General features: G+C 67.6%; 15 protein-coding genes and 1 pseudogene. 2 read left to right on the top strand and 14 right to left on the bottom strand.

The genetic code is table 11. From position 1 onward, the window contains the following. Positions 1-122 precede the first annotated feature (122 nt). From purN to V9E98_11920, 5 genes and pseudogenes are all read right to left on the bottom strand, one after another. A complete protein-coding gene (gene purN, locus V9E98_11940) occupies positions 123-2240 on the bottom strand; it encodes a phosphoribosylglycinamide formyltransferase (GenBank protein ID MEI2717678.1) in 2118 nt (705 codons plus the stop codon). A gap of 156 nt (positions 2241-2396) precedes the next feature. Further along, positions 2397-2849: a hypothetical protein gene (locus V9E98_11935; GenBank protein ID MEI2717677.1), complete on the bottom strand. Its 453-nt coding sequence runs from the start codon at positions 2847-2849 to the stop codon at positions 2397-2399. 94 nt (positions 2850-2943) lie between these two features. Further along, positions 2944-3225 (bottom strand): annotated as a pseudogene (locus V9E98_11930) (CoA-binding protein). 58 nt (positions 3226-3283) lie between these two features. Then, positions 3284-3922: a hypothetical protein gene (locus V9E98_11925; protein MEI2717676.1), complete on the bottom strand. Its 639-nt coding sequence runs from the start codon at positions 3920-3922 to the stop codon at positions 3284-3286. After that, positions 3825-4460 (bottom strand): ATP-grasp domain-containing protein, encoded by a 636-nt coding sequence (locus tag V9E98_11920; protein ID MEI2717675.1) that lies wholly within the window; start codon positions 4458-4460, stop codon positions 3825-3827. The genes V9E98_11925 and V9E98_11920 overlap by 98 nt, the downstream gene beginning before the upstream one ends. Before the next feature lie 272 nt (positions 4461-4732). On the opposite strand from V9E98_11920, the gene V9E98_11915 reads away from it, so the two are divergent. Beyond that, entirely contained in the window at positions 4733-5695 is a 963-nt protein-coding gene (locus tag V9E98_11915; protein MEI2717674.1) for an alpha/beta fold hydrolase, read from the top strand. A gap of 4 nt (positions 5696-5699) precedes the next feature. Here the strand turns inward: V9E98_11915 and V9E98_11910 are convergent, their stop codons facing one another. From V9E98_11910 to V9E98_11900, 3 genes are all read right to left on the bottom strand, one after another. Continuing rightward, positions 5700-6305, bottom strand: coding sequence for a DUF305 domain-containing protein (locus V9E98_11910; protein ID MEI2717673.1), 606 nt, complete (start codon positions 6303-6305; stop codon positions 5700-5702). Positions 6306-6416: 111 nt separating this feature from the next. After that, on the bottom strand, positions 6417-8750 hold the full coding sequence (gene pcrA / locus V9E98_11905) for a DNA helicase PcrA (GenBank protein ID MEI2717672.1): 2334 nt from the start codon (positions 8748-8750) through the stop codon (positions 6417-6419). 71 nt (positions 8751-8821) lie between these two features. Further along, the gene (locus V9E98_11900) at positions 8822-10420 is read right to left on the bottom strand and encodes a hypothetical protein (GenBank protein MEI2717671.1); all 1599 of its coding nucleotides are present in this window, start codon (positions 10418-10420) and stop codon (positions 8822-8824) included. 401 nt (positions 10421-10821) lie between these two features. Between V9E98_11900 and V9E98_11895 the strand changes: the two genes are divergently transcribed. Continuing rightward, complete coding sequence (locus tag V9E98_11895) at positions 10822-11538, top strand: PIG-L deacetylase family protein (GenBank protein ID MEI2717670.1); 717 nt, start codon at positions 10822-10824, stop codon at positions 11536-11538. Between the two features lies 1 nt (position 11539). Here the strand turns inward: V9E98_11895 and guaA are convergent, their stop codons facing one another. From guaA to V9E98_11865, 6 genes are all read right to left on the bottom strand, one after another. After that, positions 11540-13159, bottom strand: coding sequence for a glutamine-hydrolyzing GMP synthase (gene guaA / locus V9E98_11890; protein ID MEI2717669.1), 1620 nt, complete (start codon positions 13157-13159; stop codon positions 11540-11542). Between the two features lie 71 nt (positions 13160-13230). Then, complete coding sequence (locus V9E98_11885; GenBank protein MEI2717668.1) at positions 13231-13635, bottom strand: YjbQ family protein; 405 nt, start codon at positions 13633-13635, stop codon at positions 13231-13233. Positions 13636-13669: 34 nt separating this feature from the next. Next, positions 13670-15391: a GMC family oxidoreductase gene (locus tag V9E98_11880; protein ID MEI2717667.1), complete on the bottom strand. Its 1722-nt coding sequence runs from the start codon at positions 15389-15391 to the stop codon at positions 13670-13672. Positions 15392-15430: 39 nt separating this feature from the next. Continuing rightward, on the bottom strand, positions 15431-16876 hold the full coding sequence (locus V9E98_11875) for a succinic semialdehyde dehydrogenase (GenBank protein MEI2717666.1): 1446 nt from the start codon (positions 16874-16876) through the stop codon (positions 15431-15433). 108 nt (positions 16877-16984) lie between these two features. Further along, positions 16985-18727 (bottom strand): glycerol-3-phosphate dehydrogenase/oxidase, encoded by a 1743-nt coding sequence (locus V9E98_11870; protein MEI2717665.1) that lies wholly within the window; start codon positions 18725-18727, stop codon positions 16985-16987. Next, on the bottom strand, positions 18727-19836 hold the full coding sequence (locus tag V9E98_11865; protein ID MEI2717664.1) for a GuaB3 family IMP dehydrogenase-related protein: 1110 nt from the start codon (positions 19834-19836) through the stop codon (positions 18727-18729). Before V9E98_11865 ends, V9E98_11870 begins: the two co-directional genes overlap by 1 nt.

Below are 19836 nucleotides of genomic sequence, written 5' to 3'. Positions count from 1 at the left end.
ACCGCTGCGGTGGAGCCGGTGGACACGATCTCGACACCGGCGTCGTGCAGGCCACGGGCGAGTTCGGGCAGACCGTTCTTGTCGTAGGTGGACAACAACGCCCGCTTGACGGGAGATCCTGCTCACGGGATGATCGCCTTCCTTCCGTTGATCTGCAGACCGTAGGTGGCCACGCGGTCGATGACTTCGACGATCAACTGCCGCTCGACCGTCTTGATCCGGTCGTGGAGCTCGTCGGGGGTGTCGCTGGGGTCGACCACGACGCTGCGTTGGGCCACGACGGGCCCGGTGTCCATGCCCTCGTCCACGACGTGGACTGTGCAGCCCGTGATCTTGACTCCGTAGGCCACGGCGTCCACCACCGGCTGCACCCCGGGGAAAGCGGGCAGCAGCGACGGGTGGGTGTTGAGGACCCGCTGCGGGAACTCGGCGAGGAACTGCGGACCAAGCAGCCGCATGAACCCCACCGAGATGACCCACTGCGCGTCGTAGGCCCGAGCACGGGCGGTGAGTTCGCCGTCCCATTCGGCTTTGTCGGCGAAGTCGCTCGGCGGCACGATCTCGACGGGGATCCCAGCGCCGCGAGCCCGGCCGACTGCGCCGCAGCGAGGTTGATCGGTAACGAGGGCGACGATGTCGGCGGGGAAGTCCGATTCGAACGCAGCGTCCACAAGAGCCTGGAACAGGGTTCCCGTTCCTGAGGCGAGGGCCAGGACGGGAACGCGCTTCACACCGACATCGTAGGGGGTTGGCTGGATTTCTCGGACCGCCGACCGACCGGGATGCGGCCATCCTTGGCGGCGGTGGCGACCCGGTCCTTCAAGTCGGTGGCCACCGGTCGCGCGCTCCGAGGCCAGGGTCGGCAGCAGCGCCCACATGAGCGAACCCGCCGCCGTGAGCAGAGCACCCACGAACGCCGCGCCGGCCACCGGCCCGAGCGCCTCGAGCCGTCCGTCACCGAGTGACCCACCGGCCAGCGACAGCAGGACCCACCACACGAGGCCGGACACCGCGGCCAGGGTCAGTGCCCGGGTGATCCGGCGCCGCAGCCGGGCTTCGGGTAGGAGCCGGGCGAACACGAGCGATCCGCAGGCCCCGGACAGCGCGACCACGATGGGCAGCAGGGCAGTCCAGTTGGGGGGATCCACAGGGACCGCCGCCAGCACCGGCAGGTCGGGCACAACAGCGGGGGACGCCACGAAAGGCGACAGGACGTGATCGGCGCCCAGGCTGATACCAGGACCGATGACGAACGCGGCCGCCCACAGGATCAGGTTGGGCAGGTAGGCCAACTGCACCAGGACCAGGCCCACCTGGTCGGTGCCGGAGGAGGCGACACGCGCCTGGGTATCGAGGATCTGCGGTGCCGCGGTGACGATCGACACGAGGCACAGCACGGTCGCGACCGCCAGCGGGAGCGCGACGCTGACGGCGACTCCCGCCACGAAAGGCGGCCGCGGCAACCGGCCCAAGCGCTGCCGTTGGACGCCCCAACCACCCGCGACGACAACCAGCAGAGCGGCCCACACCGCAGCCCGGAACAGTGCCACAGAGGGCAGTTCCGGATGGGACCACGCGGCAAACACCGCGATCACCACGTACCCGATGCCGGCGAGTGTCGCGGTGACCTGGAGCGGCCCGGCTGCCTGGGCGACGAGGAAGCGGCCGGCGCGGCGCAAGGGTGGGACCGTGAGCAGGAGGAGACCCAGGGGCAACAGCGTGACCGTGCCGGAGTCGGTGGTCAGCGGCGCGTGGTGCGCGACCAGCCACACCAGGCTGGCCGGGCCCACACCCGGATCGATAACCCCGGACACGACCGTGATCAGCAGTGCCGTGAGCATCCCCACCGCCGCAGCCCACAACGCGGCCCAAGCGGCACCGATCGGCGCTGGCAACCGATCCGAACGCGGCGACAGGATCGCCAGGCGTCCGGCTGCGGCGGCGTAGCGGCGCACGGTGGCGGCGTTGAGCCGGCCGGGCACCGGGATGTCGAGCGGGATGCGCAGCGAGGTGCGGGGCCGGGCACCAGCTGCCTCCCCTGAGTCGTCGGGGGGCTGTTCGGTCAGGTCTCCGGCCTTGTCGCTCAGGCCACCGGCCCCGACGGTTGGGTGGCTGCCGCTGTCGGTGAGATCGATGATGGTTTCCGCTGCATCGCTCGGTTCGTCCTGCTTGTCCCGTGGTTGGGGATCACCTCCGGGACGAGGTCGCGTCAGAGGTCGGGGAAGAGTAGGCCGCCACACGTCGTTGATGGTGTCATCCCGATAACGCTGGAGCCGTCAGCGGCACGGCGCGAGTCGCCGATCAATTCCTGCGAATCCGTCCAGCGGCCGGAATCTGCTCAGTGACGCGGCGTCCGCTTGGTTGCGGGGCGGCAAGCTCAGTTGCGGGGCGTCCGCTCAGTTGCCGGACATGAGTTCGCGCATGAGTTGCGCGGTGGCACTCGGCGTGCGGCCGACCTTGACGCCGACTGCCTCCAGTGCCTCCTGCTTGGCTGCGGCGGTTCCGGACGAACCCGAGACGATGGCGCCGGCGTGGCCCATGGTCTTGCCCTCGGGGGCGGTGAAGCCCGCGACGTACCCGACGACCGGCTTGGTGACGTTGTCGGCGATGAAAGCGGCCGCCCGCTCCTCGGCATCGCCGCCGATCTCACCGATCATCACGATTGCATCGGTCTCGGGGTCGGCCTCGAAGGCGGCCAGGCAGTCGATGTGCGTGGTGCCGATGATGGGGTCGCCCCCGATGCCCACACAGGTCGAGAATCCGATGTCCCGCAGTTCGTACATCATCTGATAGGTCAGCGTTCCCGACTTGCTGACCAGGCCGATGCGTCCCGGCTTTGGTGATGTCACCGGGGATGATGCCGGCGTTGCTCTGTCCGGGAGAGATGATGCCCGGGCAGTTGGGTCCGATGATCCGGGTGGTGCCGGCGTTCTCGGCGTACTGGAAGAACTGCGCGGTGTCGCGGACCGGGACCCCCTCGGTGATGACGACGACCAGCGGCATACCGGCATCGACCGCCTCTTCGACGGCTCCCTTGGTGAACTTGGGGGGCACGAACACGACGGACACGTTCGCGCCGGTCTCGGCCATAGCATCGCCGACGGAGTTGAACACGGGAATGCCATCGACGTTCTGGCCCGCCTTGCCGGGCGTGACCCCGGCCACCACGGCCGATCCACCGGCGACCATGCGCCGCGTGTGCTTGGTCCCCTCGGAGCCGGTCATGCCCTGCACGAGCAGGCGGCTGTCTGAGTTCAGGAAGATTGCACATGCGGTTCTCTCCTCAGGCCCCGGCGGCCAACTGGGCCACGCGCCGCGCGGCATCGTCCATGGTTTCGACCAGCTCGATCACGTCATGTTCCGCCTCATCGAGGATGCGACGACCCTCGGCGGCGTTGTTGCCGTCGATGCGGCACACGATCGGCTTGGTGACTTCCTCGCCTCGCGAGGCCAGCAGATCCAGCGCCTCGACGATGCCGTTGGCCACCGCATCGCAGGCGGTGATTCCCCCGAACACGTTGACGAACACGGCCTTGACCTCGGGGTCGTTGAGCACGATGTCGAGCCCGTTGGCCATGACCTGGGCGCTGGCCCCACCGCCGATGTCGAGGAAGTTGGCGGGTTTGACCCCGCCGAAGTCCTCACCGGCGTACGCGACGACATCGAGTGTGGACATGACCAGTCCGGCTCCATTGCCGATGATTCCGACTTCGCCGGACAGTTTGACGTAGTTGAGGTCGAGCTCCTTGGCTCGCAGTTCGACCGGGTTGGTGTCGGCGTTGTCGACCATGTCCGCGTGTGAGGCGTGCCGGTAGTCGGCGTTCTCATCCAAGGTGACCTTGCCGTCGAGGGCGAGAACTCGGCCGTCGGGGGTCTTGACGAGCGGATTCACCTCCACGAGGGTGGCGTCCTCGCGGGTCATCACATTCCACAGTTGCTGCAGGATGGCGCTGACGTCGGCGGCAATCGTCCGCCGGGAATGCGGCTGCCGCGACGATCTCGTCGGCCTTCTCCGCGCCGACGCCGTCAATCGCGTCGACTCGGACCTTGGCGAGCGCTTCGGGTTTGGTCGCGGCGACCTCTTCGATGTCCATTCCGCCCTCGACGCTGGCCATGGCCAGGAAGGCGCGCTCGGCACGGTCGAGCAGGAACGAAACGTAGTATTCCTCGGCGATCTCGGCCGCCTCGGTGACCAGCACCTTGCGCACGGTGTGCCCCTTGATGTCCATGCCGAGGATGGCCTGGGCATGAGTGAACGCCTCTTCGGGGTCCTTGGCCAGTTTGACCCCGCCTGCCTTGCCCCGGCCACCGGTCTTGACCTGGGCCTTCACCACGACAGTGGTGCCGATCTTGCGAGCGGCCTCGCGGGCCAGTTCGGGGGTGACACACACCTCGCCCGGCACGACGGGTACGCCATGCTCACCGAACAGATGTTTCGCCTGGTACTCGAACAGATCCATGCCTGGGCCCTTCCGTCTAGCCGTCGTTCAGGCTATCCGGCCTGCGTGTCGGCGCCACGACCACCGCCGGACCGGGGCACCGGCCGGACCGGGGCACCAGCCGGACCGGGGCACCTGCCGCCCCCACCCCGGGGCCCACTGCTATCGCGCCAAATGCGGCGAGAGAAGCGCAGCCGTTGGCGGGTTCGCAGCAATCCGTCGGCCGATACCGCGGCGACACGACCCGTCGGGCCTGCCGTCACTCTGGCCCACCGGTGGGTTAGGGTCCCGCTGTGACCCCACCCTTCGCCCACGGTCCGGTCGAGCGGATCGCGCGAGCGCGGGCCGCTGTCCGCCGGGGAGCTGCCGCGGTGCTGAGTGCCCGGGGCCTGCGCGGCACAGCAGTCGAGATCGCCTGGCTCACGACTCATGTGGCCATGTACCCCCTCGGGTTGGCCGAGGAGAAGGCGCGCAAGGAGGTCATGCGGCACAACCTCGAGGGCTTGCCGCCGGTTCAGCGCGGTCTGCTCATCGGCGACGTCGAAGCAGCCGGGACCCCGATCATCCTGGTGCACGGCGTGGTCGACAACCGCACGGTGTTCACCTTGCTGCGCCGCGGACTGCGCAAGCGGGGCTTCGGCCGCCTGGTGGCGTTGAACTACTCCCCACTGACCCAGGACATCCGCAGCGTCGCCGCCCGGTTGGCGGAACTCGTCGAGGAGGTCGTCCGCGAGACCGGCTACGAGCGCGTGCACATCGTCGGGCATTCCATGGGTGGGTTGATCGGCCGCTACTACGTGCAGTGCATGCAGGGCGATGAGCGCGTGCACACACTGGTCACACTGGGCACCCCGCACGGTGGCACTGCCCCGGCCCGACTGGTGCCGCACCCACTGTCACAACAGATGAGCACGTCGTCGGAGCTGATCCGCGAGATGGACGCCGCCGCACCCGCCTGCCGCACGCGGTTCCTCGCGATGTGGTCCGATCTCGACGCGATGATCATCCCCAAACGCAACGCACGGATCGTGCATCCCGATCTCAACGCCCGCAACGTGTTCGTCCGGGGGGTCGGCCACATGTCCCTGCCCGTCGACGGGAGGGTCGTACACGAGATCTGTCGCACCCTGGCCCACCTCGATCACGACGGTTCGATCCTGACCGAGGGCGTCACCTCGATCGCCGCGCAGCGTCCGCGGCCGGAGACCGATCAGGCGATGGTGCGCCGGGCAGCCACAGCGCAGCCCGCCGGCTGACGGGTCAAGCCGCCAGTTCCCTTTTCATCTGGGCGATCTCCTTGCGCTGAGCCACGATGATGGCACTGGCCAGCGCTGTGACGTCAGGGTTGTCGGACTGGGCGCGAACCTGTTCGGCCATCACGATCGCGCCTTCGTGATGCTCGATCATCATGGTCAGCCACAAGTCGTCGAACGCCTTCCCCTTCGCGGCGGCGAGTTCGGCCATCTGCTCGTCGGTCATCATGCCGTCCATGGTCATGCCGTCCATCGAGTGACCACCGTGGGCGTCGTGATCCGTCGGCATCGCGCTGGGCGCACCCCAGTCGGCGAGCCACGCCTGCATCTGGCTGATCTCAGGAGCCTGGGCACCTCGGATCTCCTCGGCAAGTTCGGTCACGAAAGGTGATGCGTCGGCTTTCGGGTCCAGGGCCATGTCAGCCATCACGACCGCCTGCTCGTGATGGGGGATCATCATCTGGGCGAACGTCACATCAGCGGCTGCGACACCACTGACCGTCGCGACCGGCGCAGCGTGATCGCTGCTGCAGCCAGACGCTCCGATCAGGACCATACCCAAGGCCAGCGGCGCGACGATCCCGGCGACGATTCTTCTGCGGTCGGATCTCATGCGCCCATTTTGCCGAACCAGCAGGATTCGCACATTTCGGACTGTGCTTTCCAGACGACAGGGCGATGACCACCACTTCAGATCCGCGACGTCGGGGCGCTGTCCACGACGTCAGAGCTTCTCCAGCGGCGCGTAGCGCAGCAACAGTCGCTTGACGCCGTCCGAGCCGAAGTCGACCGTGGCCTCCGCCTTGTCTCCGGCACCGGCGACGCTGACGACGGTCCCGAGCCCGAACTTGTCGTGGGTGACGCGATCGCCAGGGTGGAACGCCGGTGCGGGACCGCGGGCGGAGGCTCGGGCGACTGCCGGGCCGGGGGCGGGTGCGGAGAAACCTTGGGGTCGAGGTGCCGCTGACGTCCAGGTCGTGGCAGCCTGTGTCGCCGCGCCCTGGGTGCGGCGCCACTCGATGAGATCGGGCGGGATCTCGGCCAGGAAGCGCGAGGCGGGGTGGTGTTCCGGCGCGCCCCAGGCGGATCGGGTGAGCGCCCGGGTCAGATACAGGCGCGCCATGGCCCGGGTGATACCGACGTAGGCCAGGCGGCGTTCCTCGGGGAGTTCATCGGTGTCGAAGGTCCGCGCGTGCGGGAAGATCCCCTCCTCCATGCCCGTCAGGAACACGACCGGGAACTCAAGGCCCTTCGCCGTGTGCAAAGTCATCAAGGTGACCTGGCCGGCAGCGGTTTCGGGGATCTGATCGGCGTCCGCGACGAGGGACACACGTTCGAGGAATCCTGCGAGCGACGGCTCGGTGGCCATCTGCTGGTAGTCGGCCGCCACAGACTCGAGTTCGCCGAGGTTCTCGACGCGGCTTTCGTCCTGAGGGTCATCCGACTGCTGCAACTGTTCGAGGTAGCCGGTGTCCTGCATGGTCCGAGCGAGGATGTCCGCCGGGCTCGCGTCATCAGCGGCGTACTCGCGCAGCCCGGTCATCATGTCGTGGAAAGCGCCGACCAAGCGCACGGCTCGTGGGCTGAGCGTGGTGATGTCGGCAGCGTGGGCACACGCGTCATCGAAGGTCCGTCCGGTGCGAGCGGCGAACGCTGCCAGCTCGGACTCGGTGGTGTCACCGATCCCGCGTTTGGGGACGTTGAGGATCCGGCGCATGCTGACGTCGTCGCCGGGATTGGCTATCGCGCGCAGGTAAGCGATGGCGTCACGGATCTCACGCCGCTCGTAGAAACGGACCGCGCCGACGACCTTGTAGGGCATGCCGACCCGGATCATGATCTCTTCCAGCGCCCGGGATTGGGCGTTGGTGCGGTAGAAGATCGCGACGTCGTTGGGCTGGGCCGCTCCCTCGTCGGTCAACCGATCGATCTCCCCGGCGACGAACCGGGCTTCGTCGTACTCGTCGTCGGCGACATACCCAGTGATGAGTTCGCCCAGGGCCCCCGACGTCCACAGTTTCTTGTCGGCTCGTTCCGGATTGTGAGCGATGACCGCGTTGGCCGCGTCCAGGATTGTCTGGGTGGATCGGTAGTTCTGCTCGAGCCTGATGGTGACGGCGTCGGGGAAGTCCTCTTCGAACTCTGTGATGTTGCGGATGGTGGCGCCCCGGAAGGCGTAGATGGACTGGTCGGCGTCCCCCACGACGCACAGGTGACCGGGAGCGACGGCAGTCTCGGCGCCCGTGGCGCCCGGGATCGCGGCGGTGCCGACCAGTTCGCGGATGAGCACGTATTGGGCGTGGTTGGTGTCCTGGTACTCATCGACGAGCACGTGGCGGAACCTGCCGCGGTAGTAGGCGGCGACGTCGTCGAACAGTTGCAGCACGGACACGGTGTGGCCGATGAGGTCGTCGAAATCCATGGCGCTGGCGGCTTGCAGGCGCCGCTGGTACTCGGCATAGATGGCGGCGATTCCCTCGTCGTGCGGATTCGGTTCACCGCCAAGCGAACCGGCGAACTCCTCATGGTCGATCAGTTCGTTCTTCAACGAGCTGATCCGCGCGGCCACTCCGCGGGGGGTGAAACGTTTCGGATCGAGCGACAACTCCTTGGTCACCATCGTGATGAGTCGCTGACTGTCGGTCGAGTCGTAGATGGAGAAGCTGGACGACATTCCCAGTCGGTCGGCTTCCCGACGCAGGATCCGGACACACGCTGAGTGGAACGTGGACACCCACATGCGCTGTCCGGCGGGTCCCACGGCCGCCGAGACCCGTTCGCGCATCTCGGCCGCGGCCTTGTTCGTGAACGTGATGGCGAGGATCTCGCCGACTCCCGCGTCACCGGTGGCCAGAAGGTGGGCGATGCGACGCGTGAGGACGCGGGTCTTGCCGGAACCAGCCCCGGCGACGATCAGCAGCGGGGGGCCGCGATGCTCCACCGCAGCGCGTTGTTCCGGGTTGAGATCCGCGACCAGGTCCGCTGGAGCGACTGCCCCGGTTCGCCGACGGTCGGCCCCGTCCAGCGCCGCCCCGAGGTCGTCGAACAGGGTTCCCACGCGGCGAGTTTAGTGTCCCGCCGGGTAGTCCCCGAACGTCTGCGGTGCGTGGCGAGGATTCGCGACCACTGTCACTTGGCGACGGTCAAGACCTGCTTCGGGGACTTGTCGATCGACTTCTTCCCATCGAGCAGGACGACTTGCAGCCGATACTCACCGGGCTGCGCGAAGCGGCGCACGAACGTGAACGGACCGCTGCCGGACAGCGGTCGCTGCTTGACCATGCGCCACTTCTTCTCACCCTTGGCCCGCACGAACAACTGCAGTTGCCCGCCCTGCGGGGCGCCGAGCACTTCACCGGTCAGAGACACCGGCTTCTTGCGGCGGACGTCATCGACATCGGCCAAACTCACCTCGGCCGGCAGGATCTGAGCCGGCTGGACCTCGGACTGGCCCAGGAGTTTTCCGCGTTTCATCACGACGGCCTGGTATTCGTAGCTACCGGGGACCGAGGTGGCGACGATGGGCACCTTGAACTTCCCGTTCGTGACGTCACCCCCACCGACCAGTTCCCACGCCCCCGCTGTGGGCCTCCGCAGGATGAGCAGTTTGCCCTTCTTGGGCGAGTCCTTGATGCGCCCCTTGGCCACCGCCGCGGTGTTGACCCGCCCGGGCTTGGACAGTGCCCGCAGCATGACCGTTGTGGTGGCCTCGGACGACGCGGGAGCAGAGGGCGCTGGCGCCGGTTCCGGAGCCGGAGCGGGGGCGGGAGCAGGAGCCGCGCCGGATCCCGTGCCCACACCTTCCAGCACGACGTCGCCGTAGCCCGCGCCGAGGGTGACCGTGATGACACCGTCCGCCGCGAGGGGGACATCGATGACAGTCCCGGGTTGCGTGTCGGAAGGCACCGTGACGGTCTTGGCGCTGCGAACCGTCATACCCACCGGGGAGTTCACGGTGAAGTTCTTCACCCTGATCTGCTGGACCGCGGCGCCACTGGACGGAACCGGCACTTTGACCTTGTAGGAGCGACTGGAGTAGGCGTCGGCGCCCAACCGGCAGTTCTTGCCGGTGACTCCCTTGCCGGAGTTGCCGTCGATGAGGGTCACAGGTTCGGAGGCCGACCCGTTGGGCCGTTGCGAGGTGGCGGATTCACACGGGCCGCGATCCTCTGCTTTCCCGGTCCAGAAACTGGTTCGCGCGTAGGCGCCGTCCCAGGTCAGCGACATGTGGATGTGGTCGCGGTGGCACGACGTGTCGTAGCCCTCGTCTTGTTTGGTCGAGCAGCCCTGATACTCCTGCCAACCGTCTTCCGGACGGTACACCCGCCACATCTTGTCCTCGTAGATCAAGTACATGATCCCGAGGCGGCGGGCCATGACAGCGGGCTCGCCGCCGGGCCCGTCCGCGGTGACCCATTCGAGGAACTGCCAGGCCTTCTCCCGCGCGGTGGCATTCTCGGAATCCACCATCCAGTCCAGGGCCCGACCCTCTTCATGCTCGCTGATCCCTGGGGTGGCACAGGACCGGCTGATGTAGGTCGTGTACTTGCCGTACGTGTCGGCGAGGAGCTTGGAGAGTTTCACTGCCCCCGGCTTGGCGGCATCGCTGCACAAATGCTGGCCCTGATACTCGGCTTGCCAGTCCACGGCAGCCGGCAGGGTCACCGAACTGGCCGGAACCGTGCTGCGACCGGCGACAGCCTGACCCGCCATAGGGCTGATGACCACGGCTCCTGCGATGACGCCCAGCGCGATCCGACGCCGGCGGCTCCCCCGCGATCCGCCCTCCGGCGCCCGTCCCGAGCGACCGTGGGCCCTCCCCGCAGTCGGAGCAGATCTCCCCACAGTCGGAGCGGATCTCCCCACAGTCGGAGCAGATGTGGTGCGAGAACCACGATGACGACGCAGGGTGATCACGGCGACAACCTGGCAGCGCCACCTGGGGCCCGCAATCGACCTGGTCCGATTAGGCCCGATCTGTCGACATATCGGACACTTGGGACCGAATTACCCCCAATCGGGTCATGCGGCAGAATCTCTCAGTACACAAGAGGGCTCACGACACGAGTACAACCCAGGACAAACAACCGCCAGGACACAAACAACCGCCCAGGACGCAAGGACGCCGAATGACACCCAACGAAACGCCCGGTCGTGTGTTGGCGATCGCCGCCCACCCCGATGACATCGACTTCGGCCTTGGTGGCACCATCGCTCATCTGACCGCGGGCGGCAGCGAAGTTGTTTACTGCGTGGTCACCGACGGCGATGCCGGCGGCTTCGATCCGGAAGTGCCGCGCTCCGAGATCCCGGCCATCCGCCGCGCGGAACAACGGGCCGCGGCTGAGGTCCTGGGTGCCGCCGATGTGATGTTCCTCGGGTACCGCGACGGCGAGTTGACGGTCAGCCACGGATTGCGCCGGGACATCGCCCGGGTGATCCGCAAGGTACGACCCGATGTGGCCGTCGTGCAGTCCCCCGTGCGCAACATCGACCGTATGTACGCGAGCCATCCGGACCACATCGCGGCGGGCGAGGCGGGCATGCAGGCGATCTACCCCGATGCCCGCAATCCGTTCGCCCATCCGACGCTGCTGCAGGACGAGGGCCTGGAGGAGTGGGCAGTGCCGCAGACGTGGATCGTGGGCTACCCCGAGCCAACGTGGTTCCGCGACATCACGGATGTGCTCGATCGCAAGGTCGCCGCACTGCGGGCCCACGAGAGCCAGACCGCTCACATGGACATCGAGGCGGGCTTGCGTGAGTGGGGTGGAGCCATGGCCCTGGCGGGCGGTCTGCCCGAGGGTGCGGTCGCCGAGGCGTTCCGCGTCCTCGACACCGCGTGAGTCACTCCCACTCGATGGTGCCGGGGGGTTTGCTGGTGACGTCGATGGTGACGCGGTTGATCTGCGGTACCTCGTTGGTGATGCGCGTCGAGATTGCGGCGACGACGTCATAGGGCAGACGGGCCCAGTCTGCGGTCATGGCGTCCTCGGAGGTGACCGGACGCAGCACCACCGGGTGGCCGTAGGTGCGGCCGTCACCCTGCACACCAACTGATCGCACGTCCGCCAGCAGCACGACCGGCAACTGCCAGATCTGGCGGTCGAGACCGGCAGCGGTGATCTCCTGGCGGACGATCAGGTCCGCGGCCCGCAAGATGTCCAAACGCTCCCGATCGACGGCTCCGACGATCCGGATGGCGAGACCGGGCCCGGGGAAGGGGTGGCGCCACACCATCTCGGGGGGAAGTCCGAGGCCCTCGCCCACCGCCCGGACCTCATCCTTGAACAAGGTCCGCAGCGGCTCGATGAGGGTGAACTGCAGGTCGTCGGGCAGGCCGCCGACGTTGTGGTGGCTCTTGATGTTCGCGGTGCCGCTGCCGCCACCGGATTCGACGACGTCGGGATACAACGTGCCCTGCACGAGGAATTCGATCGGTTCACCGCGGCCAGCGCCCTCGGCGAGCAGGTCCCGCTCGGCCTGTTCGAACACTCGGATGAACTCGCGCCCGATGATCTTGCGCTTCCGCTCGGGGTCGGCAACTCCGGACAGCGCGGAGAGGAACCTCTCTTGCGCGTCGACGGTGACCAGGCGGACCCCCGTGGCGGCGACGTAGTCGGTGCGGACCTGCTCACGTTCACCGGCTCGAAGCAGACCGTGGTCGACGAACACGCAAGTGAGCCGATCCCCGATGGCGCGGTGGACGAGCGCTGCCGCCACGGCCGAGTCGACTCCCCCGGACAGACCGCAGATGGCGCGACCGGCGCCGATCCGTCGACGGATGTCCTCGACCTGGGCCTCGATGATCCCTTCCGTGGACCAGTTCGGAGTCAGACCGGCGATATCGGTGAGGAACGCCCGCAGCATGTCCTGGCCGTGGGGAGTGTGTCCCACTTCGGGATGGAACTGCACCCCCGCCAGGCGGCGTTCGCGCGACTCGAACGAGGCGACGGGAGCCCCTGGTGTCGATCCTGTGACCGCGAGCCCGGGCGGAGCAGAGGTGACGGCGTCTCCATGCGACATCCACACCCGCTGCTGCCTCGGGAGGTTCGCCATGACGGCGGAGTCGAGCACGCGCACCTCGAACTGCGTCGCGCCGTATTCGCGGCCTCCCGTCTGCTCGACTCGCCCACCGAGCGCCTGTGCCATCGCCTGGAATCCGTAGCAGATGCCGAACACCGGGATGTCCAGGTCGAAGATCGTGGGGTCCAACTGCGGGGCGCCCGGTTCGTACACGCTCGCCGGGCCACCCGACAACACCAGTGCAGCGGGATCAAGTGCGGCGAGTTCGGCGGCAGTCGACCCACCGGGAACGATCTGGGAGAACCGGCCTGCCTCGCGTACGCGACGCGCGATCAGTTGTGCGTACTGGGCACCGAAATCGAGGACCAGTACCGGTCGGTCGTCGCTCGTGGTCACGTGGGGGTCCTCCCGGATGAAACCCCCAGCGTAGTTGAGGTCCATCGGGCCAGCAGCGGTACGCCGGGCCGAACCCAAGACAGGATCCGGGCGGACCGGCAACGAGAGTTCTCGCCTCAGGAGCCGGCCACGAACGAATACCGCACCTGACGCGTCGGGTTGTCGGCGTTGCTGTCGACCAGGACGATGCTCTGCCAGGTTCCCAACGGGACCCGACCCTGCACAACAGGGAGGGTCAGCACCGGCGCCGTGAACGCGGGTAGGACGTGATCGCGCCCGTGGCCCTGGCTGCCGTGACGGTGCGCGTAGATGTCCGAACGAGGCAACAGCCGTTCGACCGCCGCCGCGAGGTCGGCTTCCGTGCCGGCATGCAGTTCGATGACGGCGAGCCCGGCGGTCGCATGCGGCACGAAGATGTTCAGCAGGCCATCGCCACGACCGACCACGTGCGCATTCGCGTCATCGGTGAGGTCACTGATGAACTGATCGCCGGTCCGGTAGGTACGGACGTCGCTGTGCACGAGGGAGTCAGTCGCTGCTCTGTCTGCGTGGCGCTCAGGTGTGGGCGCCCGCGCCCTGACGGATGTCGACGATGGGCAGGCGCAGCGCACCCGGGGCCTCGTCCGGCACGACCGGTGACTTCGGCGCCACCGGCGTGATGGAACGGTAGGCCTCACCTTGGGCGGGACGGGGGTCCAACTCACCCTTGTTGGGCCACATCGCCATCGCGCGTTCAGCCTGAGCGGTGATGGTGAGCGACGGGTTCACCCCGAGGTTGGCGGTGATCGCGGCTCCATCGGTGATGTGCAGCCCCTCGTAACCCCACACCCGCTGGTAGGGGTCGACAACACCGTTGTCGGGTGAGTCCGAGATGGGAGCGCCGCCGACGAAGTGCGCGGTCATCGGCGCCGAGATGAGGTCACCGATGTTTCCACCGGCGAATCCGTCGATGCGTTGCGCGATACGACGGGTGACGTCGTTGCCGGCCGGGATCCAAGTGGGGTTCGGCTGACCTTCGCCCTGCTTGGAGGACAACTTGAGTCGGCCCAGCCGGGTCTTCTTCGCGAAGACCGTCAACGAGTTGTCGACGGGCTGCATGACCAAGGCGATGACACTGCGCTCCGACCAGCCACGCAATCCGGTGAAGACCTTCACCAGGTCACCGGGCTTGCGGGAGACGGTCTTGACCCATGTCTTCCACCGTGGGACACCCGGCTCCTCGTCGGTCATGACGGTGGTGAGCAGACCCATCAGGTTGGATCCCTTGCCGTAGCGCACCGGCTCGACGTGGGTGTCGGGGTCGGGGTAGAAGGACGACGTGATCGCGACTCCGCGCGTGAAGTCGTAGGACCGGTCGTTCGACATGGCGCCCAGGAGGCTCTCGGAGTTGCTGCGCGACAACTTGCCCAGCGCGGGACTGATCCGGTGCAGGTGACCGGCATCTTTCATCCGGTGCAGCAGCTTCTGGGTGTTGAAGGTGCCGGCGGCCACCACGACCTGCGCTCCGGTGAAGGTACGGCGAGCGCGCCCGGGGACGGGACCCGTGCGCTCGGTATCGACGGCGTAGCCCCCGCCGGGCAGCGGTCGCAGAGCGGTGACCGTGGTCAGGGGGTAGACAGCGGCACCGTTCTGTTCGGCGAGACCGAGGTAGTTCTTGGGCAGGGTGTTCTTCGCGTTGTGCCGGCAACCGGTCATGCACTCACCACACTGCATGCAGCCGTTGCGGTCGGGGCCCACCCCACCGAAGAAGGGATCCTTGGCCGGGACACCCGGACCGTCGCCGAAGTACACCCCGACAGGAGTGAGGGAGAACGTGTGCCCCACACCCATCTCGTCTGCGACTGCCTTCATGATCTCGTCCGACGGAGTCATGGTCGGGTTCTTCGTGACACCGAGCATGCGCGACGCCTGGTCGTAGTAGGGGGCGAGCTCGGCGGCCCAGTCAGTGATGTGCGCCCACTGTCGGTCGGCGAAGAAGCGCTTCGGCGGCACGTACAAGGTGTTGGCGTAGATGAGTGACCCGCCACCGACGCCGGCGGCTGCCAGCACGATGACGTCCTTCAGGATGTGGATACGCTGCAAGCCCTTCAGACCCAGGCGAGGCGCCCAGACGAACTTGTTGACCCGCCACGAGGTCTTCGGGAACGTCTGCTCGTCGTAGCGGCGACCGGCCTCGAGGACCGCCACGCGGTAGCCCTTCTCAGTCAGTCTCAGTGCGGCGACCGAGCCACCGAATCCCGACCCGATGATGACCACGTCATAGTCAAAGGCGTCCACCGTCACTCCGATCTGCGCCAGGATCTGCGCCAGGAGGCGCTACCTGACCCCGAGTTTCTTCATAGCTTTGACCGTCAGCGTAAGGGAATCCCCCCAGCGGCGGTCACTCCACCCGAAAGGTGGCCCGAATCCAAGGATGCGCTGAACCCCCACTGTTTGCGACTCGGTGTACTTCAGCAGCCCCTCGTCGCCGTGGCGTCGGCCCAATCCCGAGTCACGCATGCCCCCCATCGGCGCCCGGGTGGCCGCCCAGGCGGGAGCGTAGCCTTCGTTGACGTTGACCGTGCCGGCGTGGATGCGCGCTGCCATCTGTCGGCCGACGCGCAGGTCGGACGTGAGGACCGAGGCATTGAGCCCGTAGTCGCTGTCGTTCGCCCGGGCGATCGCCTGGTCATCGCTGTCGATGGGATAGATCGACACGACCGGCCCGAAAGTCTCATGCCGACACACGATCATGTCCTCGGTGACATCGGCGAGGACCGTCGGCTCGAATACGTACGGGCCCAGGTCGGGGCGGGGACGGCCACCGGCGAGCAGGGTGGCCCCTTTCGCCACGGCGTCTTCGACGTGTGACTGCACGGTGTGCAGTTGGCGAGCCGAGATCAAGGAACCCATGTCGGACCCCCAACCGACCATCACCCGCACGCGCATGGCCTTGACGCGCTCGACGAATCGGGGCACGAAGCGGTCATAGATGTCGCGATGGACGTAGATGCGTTCCATGGCAATGCACAACTGACCGGAGTTGGCGTAGACCGCGCGCACCGCGACTTCCGATGCCCGCTCGACGTCCGCGTCGGCTCGCACGATGAGTGCGTTCTTGCCGCCAAGTTCCAGCGAGCATCCGATGAGGCGACGACCGCACTGCTCGGCGATGAGTCGACCGACCCTGGTAGAACCGGTGAACATGACGAAGTCCGCGTTATCGACGATCACGGGGCCCAACTCAGCGCCGTCGCCGGCCACGACGCTGAGGACCCCGGACGGAAGACCCGCGAGGTGCAGCAGACGCAGGACCCACAGCGCGGTCAACGTGGTCTGGGTGTCGGGCTTGACCACGACGGTGTTGCCGGCGAGCAGCGCCGGTATCGCGTCGGAAACCGCGAGGGTGAGGGGGTAGTTCCAAGGCGCGATGATCCCGACGACACCCTTCGGATGCTGGTATCGCGTCACCGAGATCATCCCCGGGAAGGGACTACGCACCCGCCGCGGACGCAACAGCCGGGCCGAATCCCGGGCGTAGTGGCGGGCGGTCACACAGACGTCGAGGAGATCTTCCAACGCATCCTTGCGCGCCTTGCCGGTCTCCCACTGCACGATGTCCAGACCCTCATCTCGGTGCTCCAGGACCAGATCGTGGAAGCGCAGGATGATCCGGTTGCGCTCTTGCAGGGGCAGCGCCGCCCACTGGCGCTGCGCGCGACGGGCGACCCCGAACGCCTCGGTGACATCGGACGGATCCGATACCGGCACGTCGGCGATCACTCCACCGTCGACTAGGGGACCTCACCTCGAACGCTCGCCCAGTGGCGCTGGTGACTTCGGCGGCGAGGTCACGCAGGAAATGGGGGTCGGTGACTGTTTGTGTGGGACTCACTGTGCTCCCGCCAAAGTGGTTCCTGGCTCCCAGGTCGAGGGCCAGTCGGTGTCGAATCGTTCTGCTTGCTGCCGAGTGTGCGCTGAGTCCCACCCGAGATGCGCCGCCATGAGCGACACCGCGGGCTGCATCGCCGCGCGACCCACATCGGCTGTCTCGAGCGCGACCCGGGTACGGCGCACCAGCACGTCCTCGACCGTGAGGGCACCTTCGTCTTGTACTGCCACCACGATCTCCGCCCGCAGGTAAGGGGCGTCGGGATGCAGCCGACGACCCAGGTCCGGATCGGCTGCCACGAGTTCCGCGACCCGTCCCGCCCGGTCACCGTGCCGACGCAACAGGTGGACCACCGTGTCTTCGGACAGTCCCCATTCCCGCGCCATCCGCCCGCGCGCCTGCCACAGATCGCCGTAGCCCTCGGCACCCGCCACGGGGATCTCGTGAGTGCGGCAGGGCTGGGGGTCGCCCGCGACGAAGGCACTGCGCTCGGCGACGACGGCGTCCACGGCGTCGCGTGCCATCACGCGGTAGGTGGTGTACTTGCCGCCCGCGATCATGACGCAGCCCGGGATCGGGCGCAGGATCACATGCTCTCGCGACAACTGCGCCGTGGCGCTGTCGTCGTCCAGGTCAGCAGCCACGAGGGGGCGCAGTCCGCAATAGACCCCCACGACGTCGGAACGCGTCAGCGGGGGATCCAACCATCGGTTCGCCTGTTCCAGCAGATAGTCGATGTCGTCATCGCTCGCGCGGGGATCGGCCAAGTCCCCGACATAGTCGGTGTCGGTCGTGCCCACCAGCCACTTGTCCTCCCAGGGCAGCAGGAACAACACGGACGTGGCGGTGCGGGCGATGACGGCCGTCGTGGACCTGATGCGATCGCGTGGCACGATCAAATGGACGCCCTTGGATTGGCGCACCCGGGCAGACGGCTCCCCCAGTCCCGCCCGGGACTGAAACTCGTCGGTCCATACCCCCGTTGCCGACAGCACACAACGGGCGTGGACGTCGAACTCCTCGCCCTCTTCGCGACCCCCGGCGTCGAGCCCGACACGGACCCGGGCACCGGTAGTGCGGACCGGCTCGCCTGGGGTGGTGAGCAGTGACAATGCCTCGCATCGAGTCACCACTGCGGCGCCGAGACCGACCGCCGTGCGCGCCGTCGCCAAAGTGTGGCGCGCATCGTCGATCTGGGCGTCATGGAAGCGCACCCCGCCCTTGACCGCGGATCGGGACAAACTCGGGGCGACTCCGAGCACGGCCGCCCGGGACAGGGTGCGTGGGCGAGGCAACTGGCCGCCGTATGCGCCCACCCGGGACAACAGGTCGTACAGCGTGACACCCGCGCCCACGTAGGGCTTCTCCCAGGCGCGCCCGGCCAACGGCAGCAGGAACGGCAGAGGTCGCACGAGGTGCGGAGCGATCCGGTCGAGCAGCAGGCCGCGCTCTGTCAGCGCTTCGTGGACGAGGGCGAACTCGCGGTTCTCCAGGTAGCGCAGTCCGCCGTGCGCCAGACGGCTGGAGCGACTGGAGGTTCCGGATGCCAGATCGCGTTGCTCCACCAGACCGACGCGCAACCCCCGGGCCGCCGCATCCAGCGCGGACCCGGCGCCGACGACTCCGCCGCCGATCACGAGCAGGTCCAGGGGATCGTCGGCTGTGGTTGCCCGCAATGCGTCGATTGCCGCCGCCCGCTGCTGCGGATTGAGCCGGTCCGGCCCCGTCGCTTCGTCAGCCATCAGTCGCCAATGACGACCTCGACGCGCTGGAATTCCTTGAGATCCACGTAGCCGGCGGTGGCCATTCCCTTGCGGATGGCTCCGACGACGTTCATGGATCCATCGGCGACCCGACTCGGACCCGAGATGATCTCGGTCAATGTCCCGACGGTGCCCAGATGAACCCGCTCGCCACGCGGTAGGTCCCGGTGCACGGCCTCGGGCCCCCAGTGGTACCCGACTCCGGGAGAGTCGGTTCCGCGGGCGAGCACCGAGCCCACGACCACGGCGTCGGCGCCGCAGGCCAGCGCCCGCACCATGTGGCCGGAACGGCCCATGGATCCGTCCGCCAACACATGGACGTAGCGCCCGCCGGATTCGTCCATGTAGTCGCGCCGGGCCTCGGCGACCTCGGCGACGGCCGTGGCCATCGGTACGCGCACTCCCAGGACATTCGCGGAAGTGTGCGCGGCGCCGCCCCCGAACCCCACCAGGACACCCGCAGCTCCGGTGCGCATCAGATGGAGCGCCGACTGGTAGTTGGCGCACCCGCCCACGATGACGGGAGTCTCCATGTCACCGACGAAACGTTTGAGGTCGATCGGCTCGTCGGCCGAACTCACGTGCTCGGCGCTGACGGTCGTGCCGCGGATGATCAACATGTCGAGACCTGCCGACATTGCGACGGGAGCGAGTTCGGCGGCCCGCGCCGGTGACACGGCAGCCGCCACCACCCTGCCGGGCGCTCTCATCTCGGAGACGCGACGGGCGACGAGTTCGAGATCGATGGGACGGGAGTAGATCTCCTGCATGCGCGCGATGGCGGCGGAGTCCGGAACGGACGTGATGTCGGCCAGTTGCGGGGACGCGTCCTCGTACCGGCACCACAACCCTTCGAGGTTCAGCACGGCCAGTAGTCCGTGGTCCGCCATCAATGCGGCACTCGCAGGCGACACGACGGAGTCGGTGGGCGCAGCCATGATCGGCGCTGCGAAGCGGTAGGCATCGATCTGCCAGCCGAGGTCGACGTCGGCCGCATCACGCGTACGGCGTGACGGCACCACACTGACCTCGTCGAACGAGTACGCCCGCCTGCTGCGCCTGGCCCCACCCAGGTCGTAGTCGGTCAT

The sequence above is a fragment of the Candidatus Nanopelagicales bacterium genome (genome assembly GCA_037045355.1).
GTDB lineage: Bacteria > Actinomycetota > Actinomycetes > S36-B12.
Note: the sequence above shows the minus strand (reverse complement) of the source record. Positions and strands in the feature narration are given on the sequence as shown.

Coding starts and splice junctions, on each gene's coding strand:
- V9E98_11895 (MEI2717670.1), top strand. CDS start 10,822: ATGACACCCAACGAAACGCCCGGTCGTGTGTTGGCGATCGCCGCCCAC.
- V9E98_11865 (MEI2717664.1), bottom strand. CDS start 19,836: ATGACCGACTACGACCTGGGTGGGGCCAGGCGCAGCAGGCGGGCGTAC.
- V9E98_11910 (MEI2717673.1), bottom strand. CDS start 6,305: ATGAGATCCGACCGCAGAAGAATCGTCGCCGGGATCGTCGCGCCGCTG.
- V9E98_11925 (MEI2717676.1), bottom strand. CDS start 3,922: ATGACCCGCGAGGACGCCACCCTCGTGGAGGTGAATCCGCTCGTCAAG.
- V9E98_11920 (MEI2717675.1), bottom strand. CDS start 4,460: ATGGATCTGTTCGAGTACCAGGCGAAACATCTGTTCGGTGAGCATGGC.
- guaA (MEI2717669.1), bottom strand. CDS start 13,159: ATGGACCTCAACTACGCTGGGGGTTTCATCCGGGAGGACCCCCACGTG.
- V9E98_11870 (MEI2717665.1), bottom strand. CDS start 18,727: ATGGCTGACGAAGCGACGGGGCCGGACCGGCTCAATCCGCAGCAGCGG.